The 22239-nt window shown below is 41.3% G+C and carries 19 protein-coding genes and 2 pseudogenes; 10 read left to right on the top strand and 11 right to left on the bottom strand.

The window, feature by feature from the left end:
• Positions 1–158: 158 nt before the first annotated feature.
• Both rpsD and ACSLGF_RS07965 read right to left on the bottom strand, forming a co-directional pair.
• Positions 159–761, bottom strand: coding sequence for a 30S ribosomal protein S4 (rpsD, locus tag ACSLGF_RS07970; RefSeq protein WP_099726852.1), 603 nt, complete (start codon positions 759–761; stop codon positions 159–161).
• Positions 762–1068: 307 nt separating this feature from the next.
• Positions 1069–1569 carry a GAF domain-containing protein gene (locus ACSLGF_RS07965; protein WP_456004115.1) on the bottom strand — a complete coding sequence of 167 codons (501 nt, stop codon included), beginning with the start codon at positions 1567–1569 and terminating at the stop codon, positions 1069–1071.
• Positions 1570–1694: 125 nt separating this feature from the next.
• Here ACSLGF_RS07965 and refZ point away from each other — a divergent pair, with 125 nt between their 5' ends.
• Complete coding sequence (refZ, locus tag ACSLGF_RS07960) at positions 1695–2360, top strand: forespore capture DNA-binding protein RefZ (protein ID WP_456004113.1); 666 nt, start codon at positions 1695–1697, stop codon at positions 2358–2360.
• Here refZ and hisJ read toward each other — a convergent pair.
• Positions 2330–3145: a histidinol-phosphatase HisJ gene (hisJ, locus tag ACSLGF_RS07955; protein WP_456004110.1), complete on the bottom strand. Its 816-nt coding sequence runs from the start codon at positions 3143–3145 to the stop codon at positions 2330–2332. The two genes, refZ and hisJ, sit on opposite strands and share 31 nt — an antisense overlap.
• A gap of 338 nt (positions 3146–3483) precedes the next feature.
• Between hisJ and ezrA the strand changes: the two genes are divergently transcribed.
• The gene (gene ezrA / locus ACSLGF_RS07950) at positions 3484–5187 is read left to right on the top strand and encodes a septation ring formation regulator EzrA (protein WP_456004108.1); all 1704 of its coding nucleotides are present in this window, start codon (positions 3484–3486) and stop codon (positions 5185–5187) included.
• Positions 5188–5231: 44 nt separating this feature from the next.
• Here ezrA and brnQ (ACSLGF_RS07945) read toward each other — a convergent pair whose 3' ends face one another.
• Positions 5232–6575, bottom strand: a complete 1344-nt coding sequence (brnQ, locus tag ACSLGF_RS07945; protein ID WP_456004106.1) for a branched-chain amino acid transport system II carrier protein — start codon at positions 6573–6575, stop codon at positions 5232–5234.
• Between the two features lie 207 nt (positions 6576–6782).
• Positions 6783–8126, bottom strand: coding sequence for a branched-chain amino acid transport system II carrier protein (gene brnQ / locus ACSLGF_RS07940; RefSeq protein WP_456004104.1), 1344 nt, complete (start codon positions 8124–8126; stop codon positions 6783–6785).
• Between the two features lie 200 nt (positions 8127–8326).
• Between brnQ (ACSLGF_RS07940) and ACSLGF_RS07935 the strand changes: the two genes are divergently transcribed.
• The 6 genes and pseudogenes from ACSLGF_RS07935 to ACSLGF_RS07910 all read left to right on the top strand — a co-directional run bounded on the left by ACSLGF_RS07935 (position 8327) and on the right by ACSLGF_RS07910 (position 13968).
• The gene (locus ACSLGF_RS07935; protein ID WP_456004101.1) at positions 8327–9469 is read left to right on the top strand and encodes a cysteine desulfurase family protein; all 1143 of its coding nucleotides are present in this window, start codon (positions 8327–8329) and stop codon (positions 9467–9469) included.
• A gap of 4 nt (positions 9470–9473) precedes the next feature.
• Positions 9474–10679: a tRNA uracil 4-sulfurtransferase ThiI gene (thiI, locus tag ACSLGF_RS07930; RefSeq protein ID WP_456004099.1), complete on the top strand. Its 1206-nt coding sequence runs from the start codon at positions 9474–9476 to the stop codon at positions 10677–10679.
• Positions 10680–10768: 89 nt separating this feature from the next.
• The gene (locus tag ACSLGF_RS07925) at positions 10769–10981 is read left to right on the top strand and encodes an alpha/beta-type small acid-soluble spore protein (protein WP_099681477.1); all 213 of its coding nucleotides are present in this window, start codon (positions 10769–10771) and stop codon (positions 10979–10981) included.
• A 224-nt stretch (positions 10982–11205) separates the two neighbouring features.
• The gene (gene mbcS, locus ACSLGF_RS07920) at positions 11206–12783 is read left to right on the top strand and encodes an acyl-CoA synthetase MbcS (protein WP_456004096.1); all 1578 of its coding nucleotides are present in this window, start codon (positions 11206–11208) and stop codon (positions 12781–12783) included.
• 139 nt (positions 12784–12922) lie between these two features.
• Positions 12923–13536, top strand: a pseudogene (locus tag ACSLGF_RS07915) (LysE/ArgO family amino acid transporter).
• Between the two features lie 255 nt (positions 13537–13791).
• The gene (locus ACSLGF_RS07910; RefSeq protein WP_456004093.1) at positions 13792–13968 is read left to right on the top strand and encodes a hypothetical protein; all 177 of its coding nucleotides are present in this window, start codon (positions 13792–13794) and stop codon (positions 13966–13968) included.
• 51 nt (positions 13969–14019) lie between these two features.
• Here ACSLGF_RS07910 and ACSLGF_RS07905 read toward each other — a convergent pair whose 3' ends face one another.
• Positions 14020–14451: a MarR family winged helix-turn-helix transcriptional regulator gene (locus tag ACSLGF_RS07905; protein WP_456004091.1), complete on the bottom strand. Its 432-nt coding sequence runs from the start codon at positions 14449–14451 to the stop codon at positions 14020–14022.
• Between the two features lie 118 nt (positions 14452–14569).
• Here ACSLGF_RS07905 and ACSLGF_RS07900 point away from each other — a divergent pair.
• Positions 14570–15162: pseudogene (locus ACSLGF_RS07900) on the top strand (NAD(P)H-dependent oxidoreductase).
• A gap of 103 nt (positions 15163–15265) precedes the next feature.
• Positions 15266–16618 (top strand): amidohydrolase family protein, encoded by a 1353-nt coding sequence (locus ACSLGF_RS07895; RefSeq protein WP_456004089.1) that lies wholly within the window; start codon positions 15266–15268, stop codon positions 16616–16618.
• A gap of 37 nt (positions 16619–16655) precedes the next feature.
• On the opposite strand, the gene ACSLGF_RS07890 is transcribed toward ACSLGF_RS07895, so the two are convergent.
• The 5 genes from ACSLGF_RS07890 to ACSLGF_RS07870 all read right to left on the bottom strand — a co-directional run bounded on the left by ACSLGF_RS07890 (position 16656) and on the right by ACSLGF_RS07870 (position 22172).
• Positions 16656–18593 carry an FtsX-like permease family protein gene (locus ACSLGF_RS07890; protein WP_456004086.1) on the bottom strand — a complete coding sequence of 646 codons (1938 nt, stop codon included), beginning with the start codon at positions 18591–18593 and terminating at the stop codon, positions 16656–16658.
• Positions 18583–19344 carry an ABC transporter ATP-binding protein gene (locus tag ACSLGF_RS07885; RefSeq protein ID WP_249704957.1) on the bottom strand — a complete coding sequence of 254 codons (762 nt, stop codon included), beginning with the start codon at positions 19342–19344 and terminating at the stop codon, positions 18583–18585. The genes ACSLGF_RS07890 and ACSLGF_RS07885 overlap by 11 nt, the downstream gene beginning before the upstream one ends.
• A gap of 106 nt (positions 19345–19450) precedes the next feature.
• On the bottom strand, positions 19451–20455 hold the full coding sequence (locus ACSLGF_RS07880; RefSeq protein ID WP_456004084.1) for a sensor histidine kinase: 1005 nt from the start codon (positions 20453–20455) through the stop codon (positions 19451–19453).
• Complete coding sequence (locus tag ACSLGF_RS07875) at positions 20455–21144, bottom strand: response regulator transcription factor (protein WP_327924856.1); 690 nt, start codon at positions 21142–21144, stop codon at positions 20455–20457. The genes ACSLGF_RS07880 and ACSLGF_RS07875 overlap by 1 nt, the downstream gene beginning before the upstream one ends.
• A 110-nt stretch (positions 21145–21254) precedes the next feature.
• Positions 21255–22172, bottom strand: a complete 918-nt coding sequence (locus ACSLGF_RS07870) for an iron-hydroxamate ABC transporter substrate-binding protein (protein WP_099726872.1) — start codon at positions 22170–22172, stop codon at positions 21255–21257.
• Between the last annotated feature and the right edge of the window lie 67 nt (positions 22173–22239).

The raw sequence follows: 22239 nt of genomic DNA, 5'->3' as shown, positions 1-22239 counted from the left end.
ATAACAACATTCGCATTCAAACGAAACTAAACAACCAATCACCGATAAACTATCGGCAATTGGCTGTATAAAGGTGTTTTGATCCCTGTCTCAAAAACGGGGGTCAGTCCCCAAGGTCTCTAGGGTTTGTTTGATCAATCTTTGAGAGAGTAATGAAATTAACGAGAGTAGAACTCAACGATTAGTTGTTCGCTGATTTCAGGCGCTAATTCAGAACGCTCTGGAAGACGAGTGAAAGTTCCTTCAAGCTTTTCAGCATCGAAAGAAAGGTATTCAGGAACGAAGTTGTTTACTTCAACTGATTCTTTCACAACTGTTAGGTTTTGAGATTTTTCACGAAGAGCAATCGTTTGACCTGGTTTCACTGAGAAAGATGGGATGTCTACACGGCTTCCATCAACAAGGATGTGACCATGGTTGACTAGCTGACGAGCTTGGCGGCGAGTACGAGCAAGGCCAAGACGGTATACTAGGTTGTCAAGGCGAGTTTCAAGAAGGATCATGAAGTTTTCACCTTGTTTACCAGGAAGTTTAGCAGCTCTGTCAAATAGTGTACGGAATTGACGTTCGTTGACACCGTACATGTGACGAAGCTTTTGCTTCTCTTGTAATTGTAAACCATATTCAGATAGTTTTTTGCGTTGTCCTGGACCATGTGGGCCTGGAGCGTAAGGGCGTTTTTCAAGTTCCTTACCTGTTCCGCTTAATGAAATGCCTAAACGGCGGGAAATCTTCCAACTTGGACCTGTATAGCGAGCCATAATGTGACTCCTCCTTATTGTTTTTATTTGTGAAAAATAAAAACCGTCTGTTCTTCCTCTTTTTCGTCATTATGTTTTCATGCATCCTCGCTCCAGCAGCAGGGAGTTACAAGATGCACCTCCAAATAGAAGGAACAAAATGATACAAAAAAGCCGAACAAAAAGGCTGCCATATTTCACACAAAGTCTATTATATGACGCTTAATATAAGAAGTCAACCTATTTAGAGGAAGAAGATCAGGTGTGACGACTTTCTCCACAGATGAGAAAAAGAAAAAAGCAGACAATCCATCTGCTTTTTCGGGCATCATGATGCATCGGTAGAGGCTGCCAAAGCATTCTGCAGGACCTCTGTAAATTGAACTAAGTACGTCTCATCTACTTCACTGAAGCGGTCCTTCACTGGGCTGTCAATATCAAGAACCCCAATGATTTGCCCATTCACTTTGAGCGGTATGACAATCTCAGATTGCGATGCAGCATCACATGCAATATGGCCAGGGAACGCATGAACATCTGCGATACGCTGCACAGCACCTGTCGCAAAGGCTGTACCGCATACGCCTTTTCCAGATGGGATGCGTACGCATGCAGGCAGTCCGTTAAACGGCCCAAGCACAAGCTCGCCGTTTTTTGCCAAATAAAATCCTGCCCAGTTCACTTCAGGGAGTGAGTGATACAATAACGCCGCAGCATTCGCCAGATTGGCAATAAGATCAGGTTCACCATCTGTAATGGCTTCTACTTGTTTGACAAGCAATTGATAGTCTTTCGATGAGTCGCCAGACTGTTTTTCGACATGAAACATGAAAATCTCCTACTTTCTATTTCAAAAATACTAACTTGCGTCTCGCATGTGGGATTTGTCGAGCAATTGTAAAAGGAACTTCCGCCTTCATCTTGAATTATGTACACATGAAGAGGGGTGAGCGGATGAAAACATCAACAACCGTGCAAACAAAAGACCGTATTATTGAAGCTGCCATCAGACTTTTTAACCAAAAAGGATTTTCTGGAACCTCTGTCCGTGAGATTGCGAAGGAAGCAAACGTCAACGTTGCTCATATATCTTATTACTTTCAAGGAAAAGGAGGGCTGCTAGAGCAGCTCGTATCCGACTTTTATGAAGGCTACATTCATATGATTGAATCGCACATCCATCACATGGAAACCCGTCACGCAAAAGAGTGTTTACTTCATGTGGTTTTTGATATTTTATCTTATCAGCACAAGCACCGTCAATTAACCCGTTTCGTTTATCGAGAGGTGACGATTGATTCGACGCTCATCAGAGAAATCATGTCAACATATTTAACAAAGGAGAAATATTTGTTTCAGCTCATCATTGAAAGAGGAAAAAGCACCCATGTCATTTGTGAGCAGCTCTCACTCTCATCATTTATGATTCAGCTGAAATCACTTCTGATGATGCCGTATTTGCAGCCGCAATATTTAACAGAGGTGCTCTATTTGAACCCAAGCGAACCGTACTTTTATCAGATGTACTTTAAGGAACTGAGCCGCTCGCTTCATCATTTACTAGAACCAAAAGAGCCCACATTAGATACTCATCTGAAACTCATGATGTCTTCAAATTGATCATAAGCATACCCGAGATCTTCCGCTTGATGGGCATCAGACCCGAATATGAGCGGAATTTTTTTCTGTTTTGCAAGATCAATCATCCATTGATCTAAATAGATACTTCTGGCATATGTTTTACGAAGACCCGATGTATTAAAATCTAAGGACATGCCTTTTTTTGCCGTTTCTTCAAGACAAAGGGTGACCTTTTGACAGAGTTCAGGCGACATCTCATATGGGAAAAGCTGTTTGAATTTCTGGACAAGGGTGATATGACCGATTCTCTTTGGCTTATAGTCGCCTAAAAATGATAGAATAGAAGAATGAATTTGGTCATAGTAGCTTTGATAGACCTGTTCGATGCTGCCATAGATGTTCATCAGCTGCTGGAAGGCATGTTCATCAAAATCAAGACAAATATACTCATCGCCAGCAGGAAGAAAGTGAACAGATAAAATGCCGTCATCTAGTTCTGGGCCGTAGCAGTCTAAAAAGGCACTTGTTTCCTCTTCATACTCTTTGATATAGTCAACCTCAAGCCCAGTTTTTACTATTAATTGTCCTTTGTACTCTTGTTTCAGCTGATCCAGCTTCGTCAAATACGCTTCAAGGGCTTGGAGCTTCATGGCACTATCCTGCTCAGGCGTTGGATCTCGAAACGAAGGAGGCAGCGGGGCATGCTCGGTAAAGGTGATGGAATCAAATCCCTTTTTGATGGCTTTTTCAATATAAGAATGAAAAGGATCAAGCGTGCCGTGCGGGCAAAACGGTGTATGTAAATGTGCATCTTGTTTCAGCATGTCGTCACCTCTTGTCGATATTTTGAAAAACGTGATGTTTATCAGCGAAAATAATGAAAAATCATGACCAAAAATGCTGGTTACATGGTATCATAATAACAATGAAAACGACAGCTTCCGCATACATAAAAGCAGGTCACATTGATACGTGTGATCAAATGTAGAAAGCGCTCAAACACTTTCTTGAAAAAACATACATAAAACCGTGAATGGATGGTATTGGAAAATATACAATCCTGCTATAAAAAACAAATGCAAAGCGGACACGAAAGGGTTCTCAGGTCTACTCGGGACACATTTACCCTGACATCACTTAGATCACAACAAGGGGGCTCATTATGGAGTTAATCATCGGTTTAATTGTCATTTTGCTTGCTTTGTTTTCAGTCGGTTATTTTTTGCGAAAAAATATATATAAAGAGATTGACCGATTGGAAGCATGGAAAATTGAAATTTTAAACAGATCAATTGTAGAAGAAATTTCAAAAATCAAACATTTAAAAATGACAGGAGAAACAGAGCAATTTTTTGAAAGATGGCGTGCAGAGTGGGACGATATCGTCACAGCCCATCTTCCAAAGGTAGAGGAGCTATTATATGATGCAGAAGAGTATTCTGATAAATATCGATTCTCCAAAGCCAAGCAAGTTCTTGCGCATATTGGGGATTTGCTGACTGCTGCTGATTCAAATATTGAAGACATTTTAAAAGAGATTGCAGACCTTGTCACAAGCGAAGAACAAAACCGCAAAGACATTGAAAAGGTCAAAGGGCAATACCAAACGGTTCGAAAAAATCTGCTTGCGTACAGCCATTTATACGGCACCCTTTATGACAAAATGGAGCAGGACTTAGATGAGGCCTGGGAAGGGATCAAGCAGTATGAAGAAGAGACAGAAAACGGAAACTACATGAAAGCTAGAAAAATTTTGCTTGAGCAAGACCGCAGACTCGATCAGCTTCAATTGTATATCAATGATGTACCGAAGCTTATTGCGGACTGCAAACAAACCGTACCAGGTCAGCTGACTAAGCTGAAAGACGGTTATAAAGAAATGACAGACAAAGGCTACAAGCTAGAGCACATCCAGATGACAAAAGAGCTGGAGAACTTAAATAAACAGCTGACTCGTGCGGAAAAGCTGCTCATTGATGAACTCAACTTAGATGAGGCATCAAGCATCCTGCAAATGATCGATGACGCGATTCAGACGCTGTATGATCAGCTGGAAGCAGAAGTAGAAGCAGGTCAGGAAATCAAAAGCAAGATGCCTGAGCTCACGGGAGCATTTGAAAAGCTTGAACAGGATCACACGCAAACAAAGGAAGAAACGGCCCTTGTGAAAGAAAGCTACAAGCTGACAGCAGGAGAGCTTGATCAACAGAAAGCATTCGAAAAACGCTTAGAAGAAATCGAAAAGCTCATGAAGCAAATACGCGAGAAGCTTGATCGTGATCATGTGGCGTATTCATTATTAATGGATGAAATCAATCAGCTGGAGACCTTTATCGAGGATGCAAAAGCGCTGCATGAAACGTTTAAGAATCATCTTCAATCATTAAGAAAAGAAGAATTACAAGCGAGAGAAACACTGGCTGAACTCAAAACAATGCTGACAGATACAGTGCGCCAGCTGCATAAAAGCAACATTCCAGGCGTACCTGCTGACATCAAAGACCGTGCTGAAAAAGCGCAGGAGATGATTCAGCAAGTTCACGAGCAGCTGGAGAATCTGCCTCTAAACATGCCGGCAGTGAATCAACAATTAAAAGAAGCCTCTGAAACAGTCAGTAGTGTCGCTCATGAGACACAAGAGATGCTCAGTAAAGTGGACCAAATTGAACGAATCATTCAATATGGCAATCGTTTCAGAAGTCAAAATCATATCTTATCAGAACAATTAAAAGAGGCAGAACGAAGATTTTATGCCTACGATTATAACGGTTCATTTGATGTGGCAGCATCGGCTGTTGAAAAAGCATCACCTGGAGCCGTGCAGAAGCTTTTAGCGCAGCAAGAAAAAGAATATCAGCACCAATAATAAAAAAGCTGAAGTCCATTCACAGGACTTCAGCTTTTTTTATACTATGATACTTGTTTCTGACGTTCTTCTGAAGCAGAAGAAGTGAAAAGAGAGATAACAAATCCAATCACGACTCCGAGTATAGCAGGCATAATCCAGCCAATGCCAAGGTCATATAAAGGTAAAATTGTGTGAAAGATATCCTTCACTGGACCAATCGGGAGTTTCGCCGCTACTAAACCGTCAAACAAACTGACGCAGCCAGTTAAAATCAAAGTGAGGACATAAACAGGTCTTCTATGAGCAAGCCATTTATCTGCAAGCGACAAAACAATGATGATAATCGCTAGCGGGTAAATCGCAGTTAAAACGGGTACAGAGAAAGCGATAATATGAGCAAGCCCAAAATTTGAAATAATAAAACTGAATAATGTCACGAGTGTCACAACTGTTTTATAAGAAAGTTTAGGTAATAAATTTGAGAAATACTCCCCGCAGGATGTGACAAGACCGATACTTGTTGTTAAACAAGCAACCGTAATCGCAGCTCCTAACACAATATTTCCCAAACTGCCAAAAAGGAATTGAGAAGACTGAGCCAAGATTTTACTGCCATCTCCCACAAAACCAATTGCGTGTGTACTAGAAGCGCCTAAATAAGCAAGCGATAGATAAACAAATGTTAATCCGCAAGCTGCAATCAAACCAGCTTTGATACAAGCAGAAGCCAGTGCCTTTTTACTTGTCACCCCGCGTCCTTTAATGGCGCTGATGACAACAACCCCAAACACAATAGAAGCAAGAGCGTCCATTGTTTTATAGCCCTCTAGAAATCCTTTAAAGAACGATCCGTTGCTATAGGATACATCAGGCGTACCAATTACGCCCATCGGCGTCAAAATCGCTTTGACAATAATAATAAAAATAATCGTAAATTTAATCGGTGTTAACACTTTCCCTACACGATCCACAATCTTCGTTGGATTTAGAGCAAGGTAATACGTAATACCAAAAAAGACAAGTGTGAATAATAGAAGTGACAGCCAAGCTGGTACACCTGATAAAAAGGGTAATGCGCCAATCTCATATGAGACTGTTCCTGTACGAGGAATAGCGAAAAGCGGCCCAATGGATAAATATAAAATGACCGTAAACGCTGTTCCAAAAACTGGGTGAGCTTTATCAGCTAGTCCTTTCGCATCTCGACCTGTTAAAGCGATCGCAATAATCCCGAGAAGGGGTAAACCGACACCTGTTAATAAAAATCCGCCCATTGCTTTCCACACATTTTGCCCAGCATATTGCCCAAGCTCTGGTGGATAAATCATATTACCGGCGCCGAAGAATAGAGCAAATAGCATAAATCCTATAATAACCGTATCTTTCGTCGACAAAGTTGCCTTCATTGAATATAAAGCCTCCAATATTATGTTGAAATATTCTGTTAATTAGTTGCTAAGTAACCGTTCATCATTAACAATCACTAATTATAAAGGATGTACGTCTGATGTCAACATGTGTTTTCGTACAAAAGTCATGAATTTTTCTATTTTAGTATATGAAGGACAATCAAAAAACATCCCCTTCATCTTTGAAGGGGATGTTTAGGCAGTTTATGAAGCGAGCTGTTTAGGTGGACTGGTAAATATGGAAATGAGTACACCAACACATGCGCCGATGATGGCTGGTACGACCCAGCCAACGCCTAAATTGTAAAAGGGGATGAATGAACCCAAGATGTCAGGCAAACCACCGAGATTAATTTTGGCAGCCAATAAACCGTCAATAATGGCAAAAAATCCAGTGAAGATCAGGGATACGATATAAATCATTCGTCTACCGTTAATCCAGCGATCAAGGAACGACAATAAAATAATCACAATTGCTAGTGGATAAATCGTTACAAGTACCGGGACGGATAGAGAAATAATTTGTGCCAGTCCAAGGTTTGCAACCAATGTACTAAATAAAGAAACAATAAGAACGACTGTACGATAAGAAAGTTTTGGGAAGAGCTTTGAAAAATATTCACCACAAGATGACACAAGACCAACACTTGTTGTTAGACAAGCGAATAAAATCGCTGCGCCAAGTACAATCTTACCAGCAGAACCGAATAAAAAATTAGCAGATAGTGAAAGCAGTTTGCCACCTTCATTTGCTCCAACCATTCCGGTTGCTTCTGGACTTGATGCTCCAACATAAGCTAGTGAGACATACACCAATGCTAGTCCAGCTGCCGCAACAAGGCCAGCTTTTATACATGCAGCAGCAAGAGATTTCCGCTCTGTGATGCCTCTTTCTTTAACAGCTGTCACAACAACAATTCCAAATACGATAGAAGCGAGTGCATCCATGGTTTTGTAGCCTTCTAAAAATCCAGTGAAGAGCGGGTTTGCTTCATATGTTGCATCAGGCGTGCCGATGATGCCCATCGGTGTAGCAATTGCTTTAAATACAATAATGGCAATAACCGTTAATAAAATAGGTGTTAACACTTTACCAATTCGATCAACCAGCTTTGAAGGGTTTAAAGCGAGCAGATACGTAATGGTGAAAAATACAATTGTAAATAAGAATAGCGGTACCCAGGAAGAGGATTGTGCACCTGACAGAAATGGAGCTAACCCAATCTCATAAGAAACCGTACCTGTTCGCGGGATGGCGAAAAATGGTCCGATGGATAAATACAACATGACGGTGAAAATCGTGCCAAATTTGGGATGCGCTTTATCTGCAAGCCCTTTTGCGCCTGTACCTGTAAGGGCTACGGCGATGACTCCTAGAAGCGGGAGACCGACCCCTGTTAGTAAAAATCCACCGATTGCCAGCCAAACATTCTCACCCGCGTATTGTCCAAGGACAGGCGGAAAAATCATATTTCCTGCGCCAAAGAATAATGCAAAAAGCATTAAACCAATGGCTAATGTCTCTTTTATACTTAAACTATTTTTCAAAATAGTCCCTCCTTAATCAGTGTATTGTGTCGAATTTAAATATTCTGACAATTTAGATGGTTATGTGACATTTGCACTATGGATGATATAGTGAAAATGAAAAGATGTCAACTGCCATTTTCAGAAAATTCTCTGTCTGACATCAATATGGTAACATATAAATGCATTTATTTTTAAAGTTTTTTGTAAGGAGTCCAGATATGATTTATCTTGATAATAGTGCAACGACAAAACCGTACCCTGAGGTTTTACAAGTATATCAGCAAGTAAGTGAGCGTTTCTTTGGCAATCCGTCCTCGCTTCATCAGCTTGGGATTGATGCAAGCAGGCTGCTAAGTGAAACGCGAAAACAAATGCTTCACTATACAGGCTTTAAACAATATGAGATTATTTTTACTTCTGGCGCAACAGAAGCGAATAATATCGCCATTAAAGGGGCTGCTCTCGCCAAGATGAACCGAGGCAAACACATCGTGACAACAACAATTGAGCATCCCTCTGTCATCGAATCGTTTGAACAGCTGAAAGCTTTATTTGGCTTTGACATCTCCTATATTCAAGTAAATGAGCATGGCCATGTAGATTTAACTCATTTAAAAGAAGTGCTTCGCCCTGATACAGTGCTTGTCAGTATGATGCATGTGAACAATGAAACAGGTGCCATTCAGCCGATAGAAGCAGCATCTGGTATGATTCGTGAGCATGCAAAAGACGCACTCTTTCATGTCGACGGGGTGCAGGGGATCGGCAAGGTAGCCCTCAATAAACAGGTGGATGTTGATCTTTTGACGATGTCAGGTCACAAGATTCATGGCTTGAAAGGGACAGGGGCACTCTTTTTAAAGAAAGGTACAGTGCTTGCCCCTTTCATTACAGGAGGAGAGCAGGAATTTGGTCTCCGTTCAGGTACTGAAAACCCTGCTGGAGCTGTCAGCTTAGCAAAAGCCATGAAACAATCATTTGAACATTTTGAAAAGCATCATGATGAGATGCTGGCGCTGAAAACCCAGCTGCAAAAGCAGCTTAGAGAAATAGAAGGTGTTGTCATCAACACACCGCTGACGCAAAGTGCGCCGCACATTGTGAATTTTTCAGTGCCAGGTATTCAAATCGAAGTCCTGCTCCATATGCTGGAAAAAGAAGGCATTTACGTATCCACAACATCTGCCTGTTCAGCCAAGAAAAAAGAGCCAAGCCGTGTGCTGATAGCTATGGGGAAAGCAGAAGAAGTGGCCAAAAGCAGCATGAGAATCAGTTTGACGTATGGACAAGGACCAGAGCTTACGAAGCGTATCATTACATCTATCGCACAAAGTGTAAAAAAACTAAAAGGAATGAGATAACAGCATGAAATATGATCACATTTTAGTCCGTTTTGGTGAGATCTCAACAAAAGGGAAAAATAGAAAGAAATTCATTGAAAAACTGAGACAGCATATTCGGTTCGTATTGAAAGATTTTGAAGCATTAAAGTATGCATCTGACAGAGACCGCATCACCATCATGCTGAACGGAGAAGACCCTGAACCGATTTCAGAACACCTCAAAAGTGTATTTGGGATTCAGAGCTTTAGTCTTGCGGTAAAATGTGAGACGAATCTGGACGCAATCAAAGAAGCGGCGCTAACGGCAGTGCAGGAAGTGTACGAAAATGGGAATACATTTAAAGTCTCAACGAAGCGCTCATACAAACAATTTGAGCTTGATTCAAATGAGATGAACCGCGAAATTGGCGGACATGTTCTTAAGAATACAGAAAACTTAACGGTTAATGTGAAACAGCCAGATGTTCATTTGCGAATTGAAATCAGAGAACATGCGACGTACATTACATTTAAAGATGTAAAGGGTGCAGGCGGCTTGCCAGTCGGTTCAAGCGGAAGAGCGATGCTTATGCTTTCAGGCGGCTTTGACAGCCCAGTTGCCGGCTATCAGGCTATGAAACGCGGGATTCAAATTGAAGCCGTTCATTTCTTTAGTCCCCCGTATACAAGTGAACGTGCCAAGCAAAAGGTCATTGATCTTGCAGAATGTTTAGCGGCATATGGAGGCGAAGTGAAGCTTCACATTGTTCCTTTCACCAAAATCCAAGAGTTGATTCACAAACAAGTACCTGAAAACTATACAATGACATCAACGAGAAGAATGATGCTGAAAATAGCAGATAAAATAAGAGCGAAGCGTGATGCACTTGCGATTATTACCGGTGAAAGCCTTGGCCAAGTCGCAAGCCAGACACTTGAAAGCATGTATGCCATTAATCATGTCACAAATACGCCAATCATTCGCCCACTGATTGCTGTTGATAAAAATGACATTATTGATGAAGCGAGACGAATTGGCACATATGATACAAGCATTCAGCCTTTTGAGGATTGCTGTACAATCTTTACGCCGCCGTCGCCTAAAACAAAACCAAAGCTTGAAAAAGTAGAACGCTACGAAAGCTTTGCTGATTTCGAGCCAATGCTTGACGAGGCAGTTGAGCAAATCGAAACCATCATTGTCACAAATGAAAAGAAAGCGGCAGACGAATTCGCTGATTTATTCTAAAACAAAAATTTCATAATAATTACCATAAGATCAATCGCATGAAGTCATGTGTTTCTACACATTCTATATTCACAAGGAGGTGAGAACACATGGCTCAACAAAACAGACAAAGCAGTTCTAACCAATTAGTCGTTCCAGGCGCTGCACAAGCGATCGACCAAATGAAGTATGAAATCGCTTCAGAATTTGGTGTAAACCTTGGTGCAGAAACAACATCTCGCGCTAACGGATCAGTTGGTGGAGAAATCACTAAGCGTCTTGTATCTTACGCTCAACAACATATGGGTGGCGGATCTTTCTAAGACACACAATTGAAAAGCTATGGCTTATGAGCGGGATCATTCCCGCTCTTTTCTTTTGTACATATAAATTGTTAGAATATTTTTAAAAAAGGAGACGAAATGAAAAAATTATGGCATAATACTAGGAGTAGGTCCTAATTCAAGCATTTTTCGGTTATGAGTGTTAGAATAGGTAAATTGAAACATGATTCGTTTCATAGAAAGAGGCTAAAAGGAGCTGTACCATGAAAAGAGAAGACTTAATTGCACCAGAACAATATAACTTAGTCAGTGAGATTGAAGCGTTCAGTCATGACCGGAAGAAAATGGCCCTGCACTGGCAGGACGGAAATGGTCATGAAGCGCATGTGACTTATGCAGCATTAGTGGAAGAGGCGAATAAAATTGGCCATGTTTTATTAAAGGCAGGCTTTAAAAAAGGCGATAAAATCATTGTGATGGTGCCGCGCATGCTAGAGGCATACAGCATTTATTTAGCTATTTTGAAAACAGGGATGGTCGTCATTCCTTGTTCAGAAATGCTTCGTGCGAAGGATTTAGATTACCGAATTGAACATGCAGACGCAAAGGGAGCGATCGTTTACGCGTCATTCATTCAATCGTTCGAGGGCACGAATCAGCCAAATGATTTTAAAACAATCTCGATTGGTGAAAACGATCATGGCTGGACAAACATTCTAGCGCAAAAGGATCAGCAATCAAGCGAGCTGCAAATGGCTCAAACAGAACGGAAAGACATGGCGTTTTTATCCTATACATCAGGCACAACAGGTAATCCAAAAGGGGTTGTGCATACACACGGCTGGGCATATGCACATTTACGCACAGCTGCTAAAGCATGGCTCTCTATTCATGAAGGAGATAAAGTATGGGCGACAGCAGGTCCAGGCTGGCAAAAATGGGTGTGGAGTCCCCTCTTATCTGTTTTAGGAAGTGGAGCGGAAGGCTTTGTATACGGAGGAAAGTTTAATCCTAATACGTACTTAGAATTGCTTCAAAAAAATGAAATCAATGTCCTATGCTGTACACCAACAGAATATCGGTTTATGGCCAAAGTTGATGACTTGAGTCAGTACGAGCTGCCGAAGCTTCATAGTGCTGTTTCTGCGGGAGAGCCGCTGAACCGTGAAGTCATCGATACATTCAAAAACCATTTCGATATAGAAGTACGAGATGGGTATGGCCAAACAGAAAGTACACTTTTAGTAGGGGTGCTAAAAGGAATGGACATCAAGCCTGGCAGTATGGGAAAACCAACCCCTGGCAACGAAGTGGACATCATTGATGAGGACGGCAACGTATGCGCTCCAGGAGAAATTGGTGACATTGCGGTTCATCTTGAAACGCCGGCTCTATTCAAGGAATACTACAAAGATGAAGAGCGTACAAAGGCGCAGCGCCGCGGAAACTACTTTATCACGGGTGACCGTGCGAAAAAAGACGAAGATGGGTACTTCTGGTTTGAAAGCCGCAAAGATGACATCATTGTCAGCTCAGGCTATACCATTGGGCCGTTTGAAGTAGAGGATGCACTGATCAAACACCACGCAGTGAAAGAATGTGCTGTCGTGGCTAGCCCAGATGAGATCAGAGGCTCAATCGTCAAAGCGTACGTCGTCCTGCGTGATGCATCTGCACAAAGTGATGAGCTCATCAAAGAGCTGCAAACACATGTGAAAAATACAACAGCACCTTACAAATACCCAAGAGAAATCGAGTTCATTGACGAACTGCCAAAAACACCGTCAGCGAAAATTCGTCGTGTCGAGCTGAGAGAAAGAGAGCTTGCGCGAAAAGCATAATGATTGATGAAACTAGAAGCGCTTGGATGGAAAACATCCAGCGCTTTTTTTATAGGACAAATGAAAATTTGTAGAATGCGTTCATGATGTTCTATGTTAAAATGTGTAGGAATTACTGGAAAAAGGAGAATGTTTGAAGATGTCCATTGCTATCATTCATGGAATTGTGCTTGCCTTTGGTCTTATATTACCTTTGGGAGCTCAAAATGTATTTGTATTTCAACAAGGAGCGCTTCAGCCTCGATTGTATCGCGTGCTGCCTGTTGTCATCACAGCGGCTCTTTGTGATACACTTTTGATTGCTCTAGCGGTCATCGGTGTTTCGGTTGTGGTGTTAACCATTCCTATGCTGCAAATCGGTCTTTATATCATTAGATTTTGTTTTTTACTTTATATGGGATGGTCGGTGTGGAACACAAGCTCATTTCAGGTGATAAAAAGAAGACAGACATGATGCCTGCGAGAAAACAAATCGTATTTGCCTGTTCAGTCTCACTTTTAAATCCTCATGCGATTCTAGATACAATTGGTGTAATTGGTACGAATTCTCTTCAATATAGCGGTGCTGAAAAAGTGGCGTTTACACTGGTCTGTATCATTGTCTCGTGGTTATGGTTTATCGGGCTTGCTCTTTTAGGGAAAATGTTAGGGAAGTTAGATACAAACGGCAAGTGGATGAACCGTATCAATAAAGCTTCGGCGATCATGATCTGGCTGGTCGCGTTATACATCGCATATCAACTCATTGGTTAAAGGGTACATAGAGAAAAAGAGATGGCACGAAAATGATCCTCAAATAGGTCATGAAAGAAGTTGAATGGAAAGTATCGGCGCTTTTTTGGTTGCATTTTGGAATGGGAGTTCCAGTGACATCAAGTTTTTTTCTAGAAGCGGTGAGATTCAATTACCCGAAGGACATCATAAAAAATAGGATATATGCTACTTATAATTGATGTAGTTTTTTAGAAATGATATTGTCAATAGCTTGGTGAATTGGAGGTTTTCAGAATGGCTCATAAAGAACAGCGTAAAGGTGCAGTGCTGGCTGTCTTTGATACGATCACATTTGGTATACCAGTTTTAATGTGGAATTTATATAAGAATACGAATAAAACATTGAAGCTGATGATCCCGCTGATTCCCATCGTCGGTTTGATTACGTATCTTTTAGCGTCACTTCATTAAAGAATTCAAAAGATCCTTTGCATGAGCGATACGCTCATGCTTTTTTCATGTTCATTGTTTAAAAATCGTTTGATTTAATAGGCGGAGAGCTTGTACGATGTCATCCATTTGTTCTATTTCTGAGGAAGATAGGCTGCCAATGAGCATTGATTCAATATGCTGAAATGCTTCGTTCATACAGGCTCGGCCTTTTTCAGAAAGCATAATGACATGCTTTCGTTTGTCATCTCGGTCTTCCTCTCTATCAATGAATTGTTTTTCATGTAGTTTCTTCAGTTCTCTGCTGACATTTGGTAGAGACATGTGCTGGCAATCAGCGATTTGACTAGGTGTAAGCGGTTCACTGACAGCTAGTTGTTCTAGAATCAAATATTGTAATGGCGTTAAGTCAGATGGTTTGACTTTGTTCATCAAATCATGTTTGCGCTCAGAAAATGTGGTAGCAAATGCTACGAATTCCTTGAAGAAATGTGGATTTTTCATGATTTTCACCTCCTACGTAACATACCAAATTTAGTTATCAAAAAACAATTATCATTTGACAACTAAATAGATTGGGTGCGTTATTTTGTTATCAAATGATAACTAAAGGAGACGAAACATGAATGTACTCATTATTTATACTCACCCTCATCACAATAGTTTAAATGGTGCTTTTTTGAAAGAAATCGTCAAAGGTAGTGTAGAAAATCCAAAGGCTCATGAAGTGAGGATCATTGATTTATATCAAGAAGAATTTGATCCTGTTCTTATTTTAATGAAGAGAAAAAAAGGCGTGATATGCATAAGGATCCTGACATTCAGGTGTATCAGGAAAAGATCAAATGGGCGGACAAAATCGTGTTCGTTTATCCGATTTGGTGGGGGCGGCCGCCAGCCATGCTGCTTGGCTTTATCGATCGCATGTTTGCTGCGAATTTCGCCTATCGTCAAACAGGCGGGCTGCTTCCAGAAGGGTTGTTAAAAGGAAAAAGCGCTGTTTGTGTATCAACTATGCAAGTGCAAGGGCCGGCAAATTATCCATTCTTCTTTTTGCAAAATGCTCACAAGATGTTAATGAAACGAGCCCTTTTACAATATATCGGAATCAAACCTGTGAAGTTCTTTGAATTTGGCATGATGGAAAGTCCAAAAGGCAAACATGACGTCAAGATAAAACGGATATACAACTATTTTCGAAAAATGAGCTCGTAAAACATTTGTTTGAGTCACTTTTCTTCTAATTTGATCCTGTTCTGTTTTAAAATGACAGAGAGGGTGGGTGACTCATCTTCGTCATATGAAAAGGGGGATATAGATGAAGAAAACATTGTTTAAAGATGCAGCTCTCATAACACTTGATCCATCTTTAGGTTTTCTAGAAAAGGGAGATCTACTAATTGAAGGGACGCACATTTTAGAAGTCGCACCTTCGATTGACGCAAGTGATGCAGACATTGTCGATGCATCCGATATGGTCATCATGCCAGGGCTTGTGGATACCCATCGTCATGTGTGGCAGTCTGTCATCCGGGGCATAGGGACAGATTGGTCTTTGCAGACGTATTTGAGCAAAATATATTATGGCAACTATGGGGCGATGAGACGTCCACCAGACGATCGAATCGCCAATTATTTAGGGGCATTAGAGGCTTTAGATGCAGGGGTGACCACATTTTTAGACTGGACGATGATTAATTCAATGGATCATACAGATGAGCTCATTGGAGGATTAAAAGATGCGGGCATTCGGGCTGTTTTTGCTTTTGGTACCTCTGGAGATGCTGAATATTGGGATAGGGAGAGCACACTCACCAATATGGAAGACGCAGCCCGCGTGAAAAAAGCACATTTTCAATCAACAGATCAGCTGCTGACGATGGGACTTGCGATTCGTGGACCTGAGTTTTCCTCATGGGAGACCTCGGTATTTGAAATCGAAACAGCCAGGTCTCTAGATGCACTATGCAGTATGCACATCGGTTTTGGGAATTGGGGAGCGGAGGATCGCTCGATTGAGCGGCTTCATAAAGCAGGGTTACTCGGACCGGATCTGAACATGGTGCATATCAATGCAATTGATGCGGATCAAATGAAAATGCTGGCAGACAGTGGAAGCTCAATATCTATTACACCTGAAATTGAAATGATGATGGGGCACGGTTATCCCGTGACAGGTCTTGCGATTGAACAAGGCGTTCTTCCAACACTTGGTGTAGATGTGGTGACAGCGACAGGCGGAGATTTGTTTACACAAATGAAATTCGGGCTTCAGGCAGAGCGGGCGATCCAAAATCAATCTTTGTTGATGGAGGGGACGATGCCAGGACCTGAACTTGGGCTCTCTGCTCATCAAATGCTTGAAGCTGCGACGATAAACGGAGCACGTGCCTTGCAGCTTGATGATAAAATTGGGTCACTCTCACCTGGGAAAGAAGCTGATTTCATCCTGATTGATCGGACAAGCATGAATCTTCTGCCGATGACAGATCCAGCTGGAGCGGTTGTCCAAACGGCACATCCTTCAAATGTTGATGCTGTCTATGTTGCTGGAAAAGCAGTGAAGCAAAACGGGAAGCTTGTCGGTGTGAACCTAGAAGAGGTGAAACGAAAAGCTTATGCGGCAAGAGACCATATTTTATCGCATAAGTTTGAATCAACACCATCCTAAATCAAGCACCCCATAGGCGAGGCCTATGGGGAATAGATTACAAGGATTCTTTAATGACTTTTTTATAATACTGAACTGACAGGAATCCGAAGACTGAATACAAAACGGTATAAATCGACATGACGATGAGCATTGGTGTCCACAGTTCACCGCCGAATAAAAACCAGCCTGACTGTACAGCAAAGTAGCTGTGCAGCAATCCGATGATGAGCGGAATCCCAAAGTTAAACAGCTGTTTGAGCCGAATGCCTTTTAATAGATCTTTTTCAGTAAAGCCAAGCTTACGTAAGATCGTGTACGAGCTTTGTTCTTCTTCACTTTCATTCATTTGTTTGAAGTATAAAATACAGCCTGATGTGACAAGGAAGCTTAGACCTAAGAATCCGACCACAAACATCATCAATCCTATTGTTTGCTTTTGCTGCTGAGCTGAAGCTAATTGAGACATGCTGTCATCGCCCAGTTTTAAAGAAGTAAAGACGTCATTGGCTTGTTCAAGATTTTTCTCATCTTTTACATTGACCGCAATATATTGGTTATTCTCAAGCTGCAGCTTAGGATCCTTGTTTTGGTCCAGCTGTTCAAAGACGCTTTGACTAACAACGGCAACAGGCAGGCCGCCAGCAGTGAACCGGTAAGAGATTAAGTGATCTTTCTTCATATCAATGACTTTTAAATCAAGTGGTTTCTTTATTAGAAGTTTCACATCACCTGAACTTTTAATCGGCATGAATTTTTTCAATAAATCATTGTAGCCGCTTAAGATGACTTCGTTGTTCTCCGCATGAATGCTTGGTACGTTCTTCTCACTGATCACAGGTAGTGTCAATACTTCTGGATTCTTATTCAAACTGCTTAACTCTGTATCAATGATCTTTTTTGCATCAAAATCAGCTTGAATGACCTTGAACTGTTGCTTGTCATAAGCAATATGTTTGTCAGAAAGTGCACGAGTGAAGGTGGCTGCTTCCTTCTCTGAGCCCATGACGAAATGAGCTGGAATTTGTTGTTCAGCGGTTTTTTCTGCTGAGTAATAGGAAATGTAGCTAAGGGATAACAAACCGATCGCAAGTGCAGATACGGTTGTAATAATTGTTAAAAGCAGTGCATTTGATTTAAGCCGGAACATAATGGATGACAGAGACAAGACTTCATGAATGGCTAGGTAGCCATTCTTTCTTTTACGTACGATATTGGCAATGAACGAAACAGAGCCTTTATAAAAAAGAAAGGTACCGATTATGACAGAGCCTAGAATATAAATCATGGCTAAAAATAGCGAAAGCATTGACGTGTATGTGCCAGTAAAAAGCTGAGAAGAAATGTAATAGCCTGAGCTGATCAAGACAATACCGAAAACCCCAATGATGATTTCAAACACAGAGATTTTTTTTACGCGCTGCTCTGTAGAAGACGTTGTTCTAAACAAAGATAAAATCGTCTGCTTGTTAATAAAACGTCTATTTCTCAGCATAATCAATACATAAATCAATAGAAAGACAATGAGTGTTTGCAGAAGGGCCATGCCTGAAAAATGAAGATTGGCGATGGCGTTCACGCCGGTCACTTTAAATAACACCATCAGCATGAGCTTTGAACCGATAAATCCGGCGAATATGCCAAGAGCCATGGCGATCATGTATAGGATAAAGTTTTCTGCGTTGAGCAGTCTGGCAATTTTTTGTTTGGTCATCCCAATGAGCTGCAAGAGGCCGATTTCTTTCCCTCTGCGCTTAATGAAAATGCTATTCGCATATAACAGGAAGATGCCGACGATGGCAATGAGCAGGATCGAAGCGGCTTTAATCGAAGCACCGCCTTTAATGGACCCTTTCACATCATCAAGTGCTGGTGAATACTGCAATGTGACAAAAGAAAAATAGAGCGCCACACTAAATATAAGAGCGAACACGTATAAGTAGTAATTCTTCAAATTTTTCTTCAGGTTTCGGAAGACGAGCTGATTAATGTTCATGCTTCACACCGCCTAAGACACCTTGCGTTTTCATAATATCTTCGAAAAACATCTTTCTCTCTAAAGCGCCTTTATTCAACTGTGTATAAATCTGTCCATCCTTGATAAAAATGACTCGTCTTGAATAGCTGGCGGCGACAGGATCATGTGTGACCATCACAATGGTCGCTTTTCGTTTTTGATTAAAATCTTGCAGCTTGTTGAGTAAATCAGATGCAGATTTGGAATCGAGTGCCCCAGTTGGTTCATCAGCGAAAATGAGACTAGGCTCATGAATGAAGGCACGAACCGCCGATGTCCGCTGCTTTTGTCCCCCAGATAGTTCATTCGGATATTTGTCTCTTAGTTCATAAATCCCCATATCCTCAGCGAGCTGTTGAAAACGTTCAAAAGCTTCTTTTTTAGGTGTTTTGGAGATCGATAATGGCAAAAGGATGTTCTCTTTGACCGTGAGTGTATCAAGTAAGTTATAATCCTGAAAGACAAAGCCAAGCTGTTTCTTTCTGAATTCAGCGAGCTGTTGATCTTTCATTTGAGTCATATCAGCATCTGCGATACGAATCGATCCGCTGGACACATGGTCGATAGATGACAATACGTTCAGAAGTGTTGTTTTCCCCGAGCCTGATGGCCCCATAATGCTGACAAATTCTCCAGCTTCTATGGTCAGATCAATGCCTTTGAGCACCTCTTGTTTGTTGAATTTATTTCCGTAGCTTTTATATAGCTTGCGCGCTTCTAAAATGTTCATATGTCGAACCCCTTTTTCTTTTTAATTGATAACTCTAGTATAAAAAGAAGCCGGACCGGCTTCCTTCGATTTGGCGAACAAAACAGACGAGCATGTGACATTATTGTCACATGCTCGCAATATGAACAAAATCATTCTTTTTCGGAAAGATCAAGGTGAAGGTTGTACCTTGATCTATAGTGGAGTTGACCTCGATCGTGATATGAAGAGCGTCTGCTCCTTTTTTGGTTAAATAGAGCCCCATTCCCGTTGAGGCGGTGTCATTGTGATGTCTTGTGGAGGTAAAGCCCTTTTCAAAAATACGAGACACGTCTCTTGGGTCAATTCCTCTGCCTTGATCTGTGATTGACAGTACAACTTGTTCATTTATTTGTCTGCTTTCGATGACAATATCAGACGAATGGCTGTACTTGACTGCGTTTGTCAGCACTTGTCTGATCATAAAGGATAACCATTTTGTATCACTTAATACGCCGCGTTCTTCAAGCGCCAGTTCAAAGCCAATTCCTTTTTGCATGCACCATGATTGGAGAGCTTTGATTTCTTTCGCTATGATGCTATGCAGATCCAGCTTTTCAATAAATAAATCATTTTCGATATGACGTATTCTGCTTTGGTGCAGCTGGGTATCGAGTAATAAATGAATTCTGAGCCACTCATACGTCATATTTGATTTCAGCGGCTGTTCTGTTAAGCGGTCGATCATTAGGTGCATCGCCGTGAGCGGTGTTTTGACCTCATGTATCCATGAAAGCAGTTCATCTTTTTCTTCTTCAAGGGCGATTTTCTGCTCAGCCGCCATCTGCCGGTAGCGGTCGATTTGCTCTGACGTTGCATCATGTACGAGTTGTTCAAATGGGGAAGAGGGAGCGAGCCGCATTTGATGCTCAATGTTTTCGTCCCATTCTTCCAGCATTTGATAATAAGCCGTTTCTTTTCGATAACGGAAAAAGAGAAAGACGATCATGAGTAACGTAGACAGTAACACAATATAAAAAAGAGAAGCCATTGGAATGGTCGTATCCAAAAACGCAACAAAAAGAATGAGAAGCTGCAAACTAAGAAAGAACAGAATCCAGCTTCTTCGTTCTTTTAAAAATGCTTGCAGCATCATTGATCATCCTTTTCCTTTGCAAGATAACCCTGACCTACTTTTGTTTCAATGAAGGTGCCAAGGGAGATCTCGTCAAGTTTTTTTCTGAGGCGATTGACGTTGACAGTCAGCGTATTGTCACTCACAAATCGTTCATCCTCCCATAACGCTTGTATGAGTGATTCCCGGCTGACGATATGATGTTTATGCTGAACCAATTCCTTGAGAATAAATAATTCATTTTTCGTTAATTCAACCTCACCGTGTTCATTTGTCACGGTGTTTTTTTCTAGGTCAATGGTAGCGCCGCACCAAACCTTTAAGTTGGCCGGTTCTGCATTATAATCATGTACGCGGCGAAGAACAGCACTTACTTTGGCGATGAGGACGTCAAAGTGAAAGGGCTTCTGCACAAAATCATCGGCACCGAGCTGCATCGACATGACCATATCAGCAGGGTGGTCTCGAGATGAGAGGAAGATGATCGGAACATTTGAATGATGCCGAATCATCCGGCACCAATGAAAGCCATCGTATTTTGGCAGCTGAATATCAATAATGACTAGATCAGGCTGGATGGAAGTAAACTCCTGCATGACCTGATGAAAATCGTGAATCCCATAGACATCATAGGACCAGTTAACTAAGCGTTCTTTGATTTCTTGGAAGAGGGTTGTATCGTCCTCAATCAGCAAAATTTTAAACAAAACCAGCACCACACTTTTTGAATTAGCTTGTATGTAATTGTAGCGGAAAAAAGGCGCTGCCGCTAGAAGCAGACAAGAAAAAAGCAAGGGAAGAGGTCCCTTGCTTCAGCTTATTTACCTAAAAAATGCTTTTTAAAGAATGATAGTTGATATTCAAGTGTGAGTGGATCGTTAAAGTAAAATTCTTCAGCATTTGCTTCGAACACACGATGTTTTTTCACGGCAGGAATGGACTTGTAGATTTCACTGTTTTGATAGGAATTGTCCATTTCACTGTTTTTGCTAATGATCATATAGTCTCCAGCAAATTCAGGGATGACCTCTTGCGAAACTGCATAGTACCCGGCTTTTAACGCTTTTTCCTTAACCTTCTCAGGCATTTTCAGTTTCATTTCTTGATAGAGGATTTCTGTACCGCGACCCCATGCATCTCCAAACACATAAAGATCTTTTGTGCCGCTTTCAAATACAGAAACAGTCGCATCTTCACCGATCTTTGCTTTGATTTCTTTTCCAGCTTCAGCTGCGCGTTCTTTGAAATCTTTCACCCATGCTTTGGCTTCTTTTTCTTTGTTTAATACTTTTCCAATTTCAATGTGCTGCTGAAGGTAATCGACTTTGTTATACGTGAACAAGACCGTTGGTGCGATTTTTTTCAGTTTCTCTACATTTTTTGTATTGCTTAAGCCAATGATGACATCAGGCTTTAGCTTCATGATTTTTTCTACATTTTCATCCGATACTTCTTCCACATTTTTTAATTCCTTTTGGAAGCGTGGATTCTTTTTTGACCAAGAGTCAACGCCAACAAGGTTCACACCAAGTGACATGACATTGCCCGTGTAAGAGCCGAGAACAACGACACGTTTTGGATGCGCTGGCAGCTTAACAGGGCCATTTTCAGATTGATATGTAATCTTGTCTGACGTTGATTGTTTTCCTTTATTTGAGGAAGAGTTGCTGCTATTGCCACATGCGCTCAACGCAAGTACAAAGATGAGCATCAGAGGGAACAATATTTTCTTCATGAATGTAGACTCCTTTGAAATCGGCATATATGCCGGATATTTGGTTGTATTAGTGATAATGATAATT

The organism is Bacillus sp. A015 (genome assembly GCF_053851875.1).
This window is presented reverse-complemented; position numbering and strand designations above follow the sequence as displayed.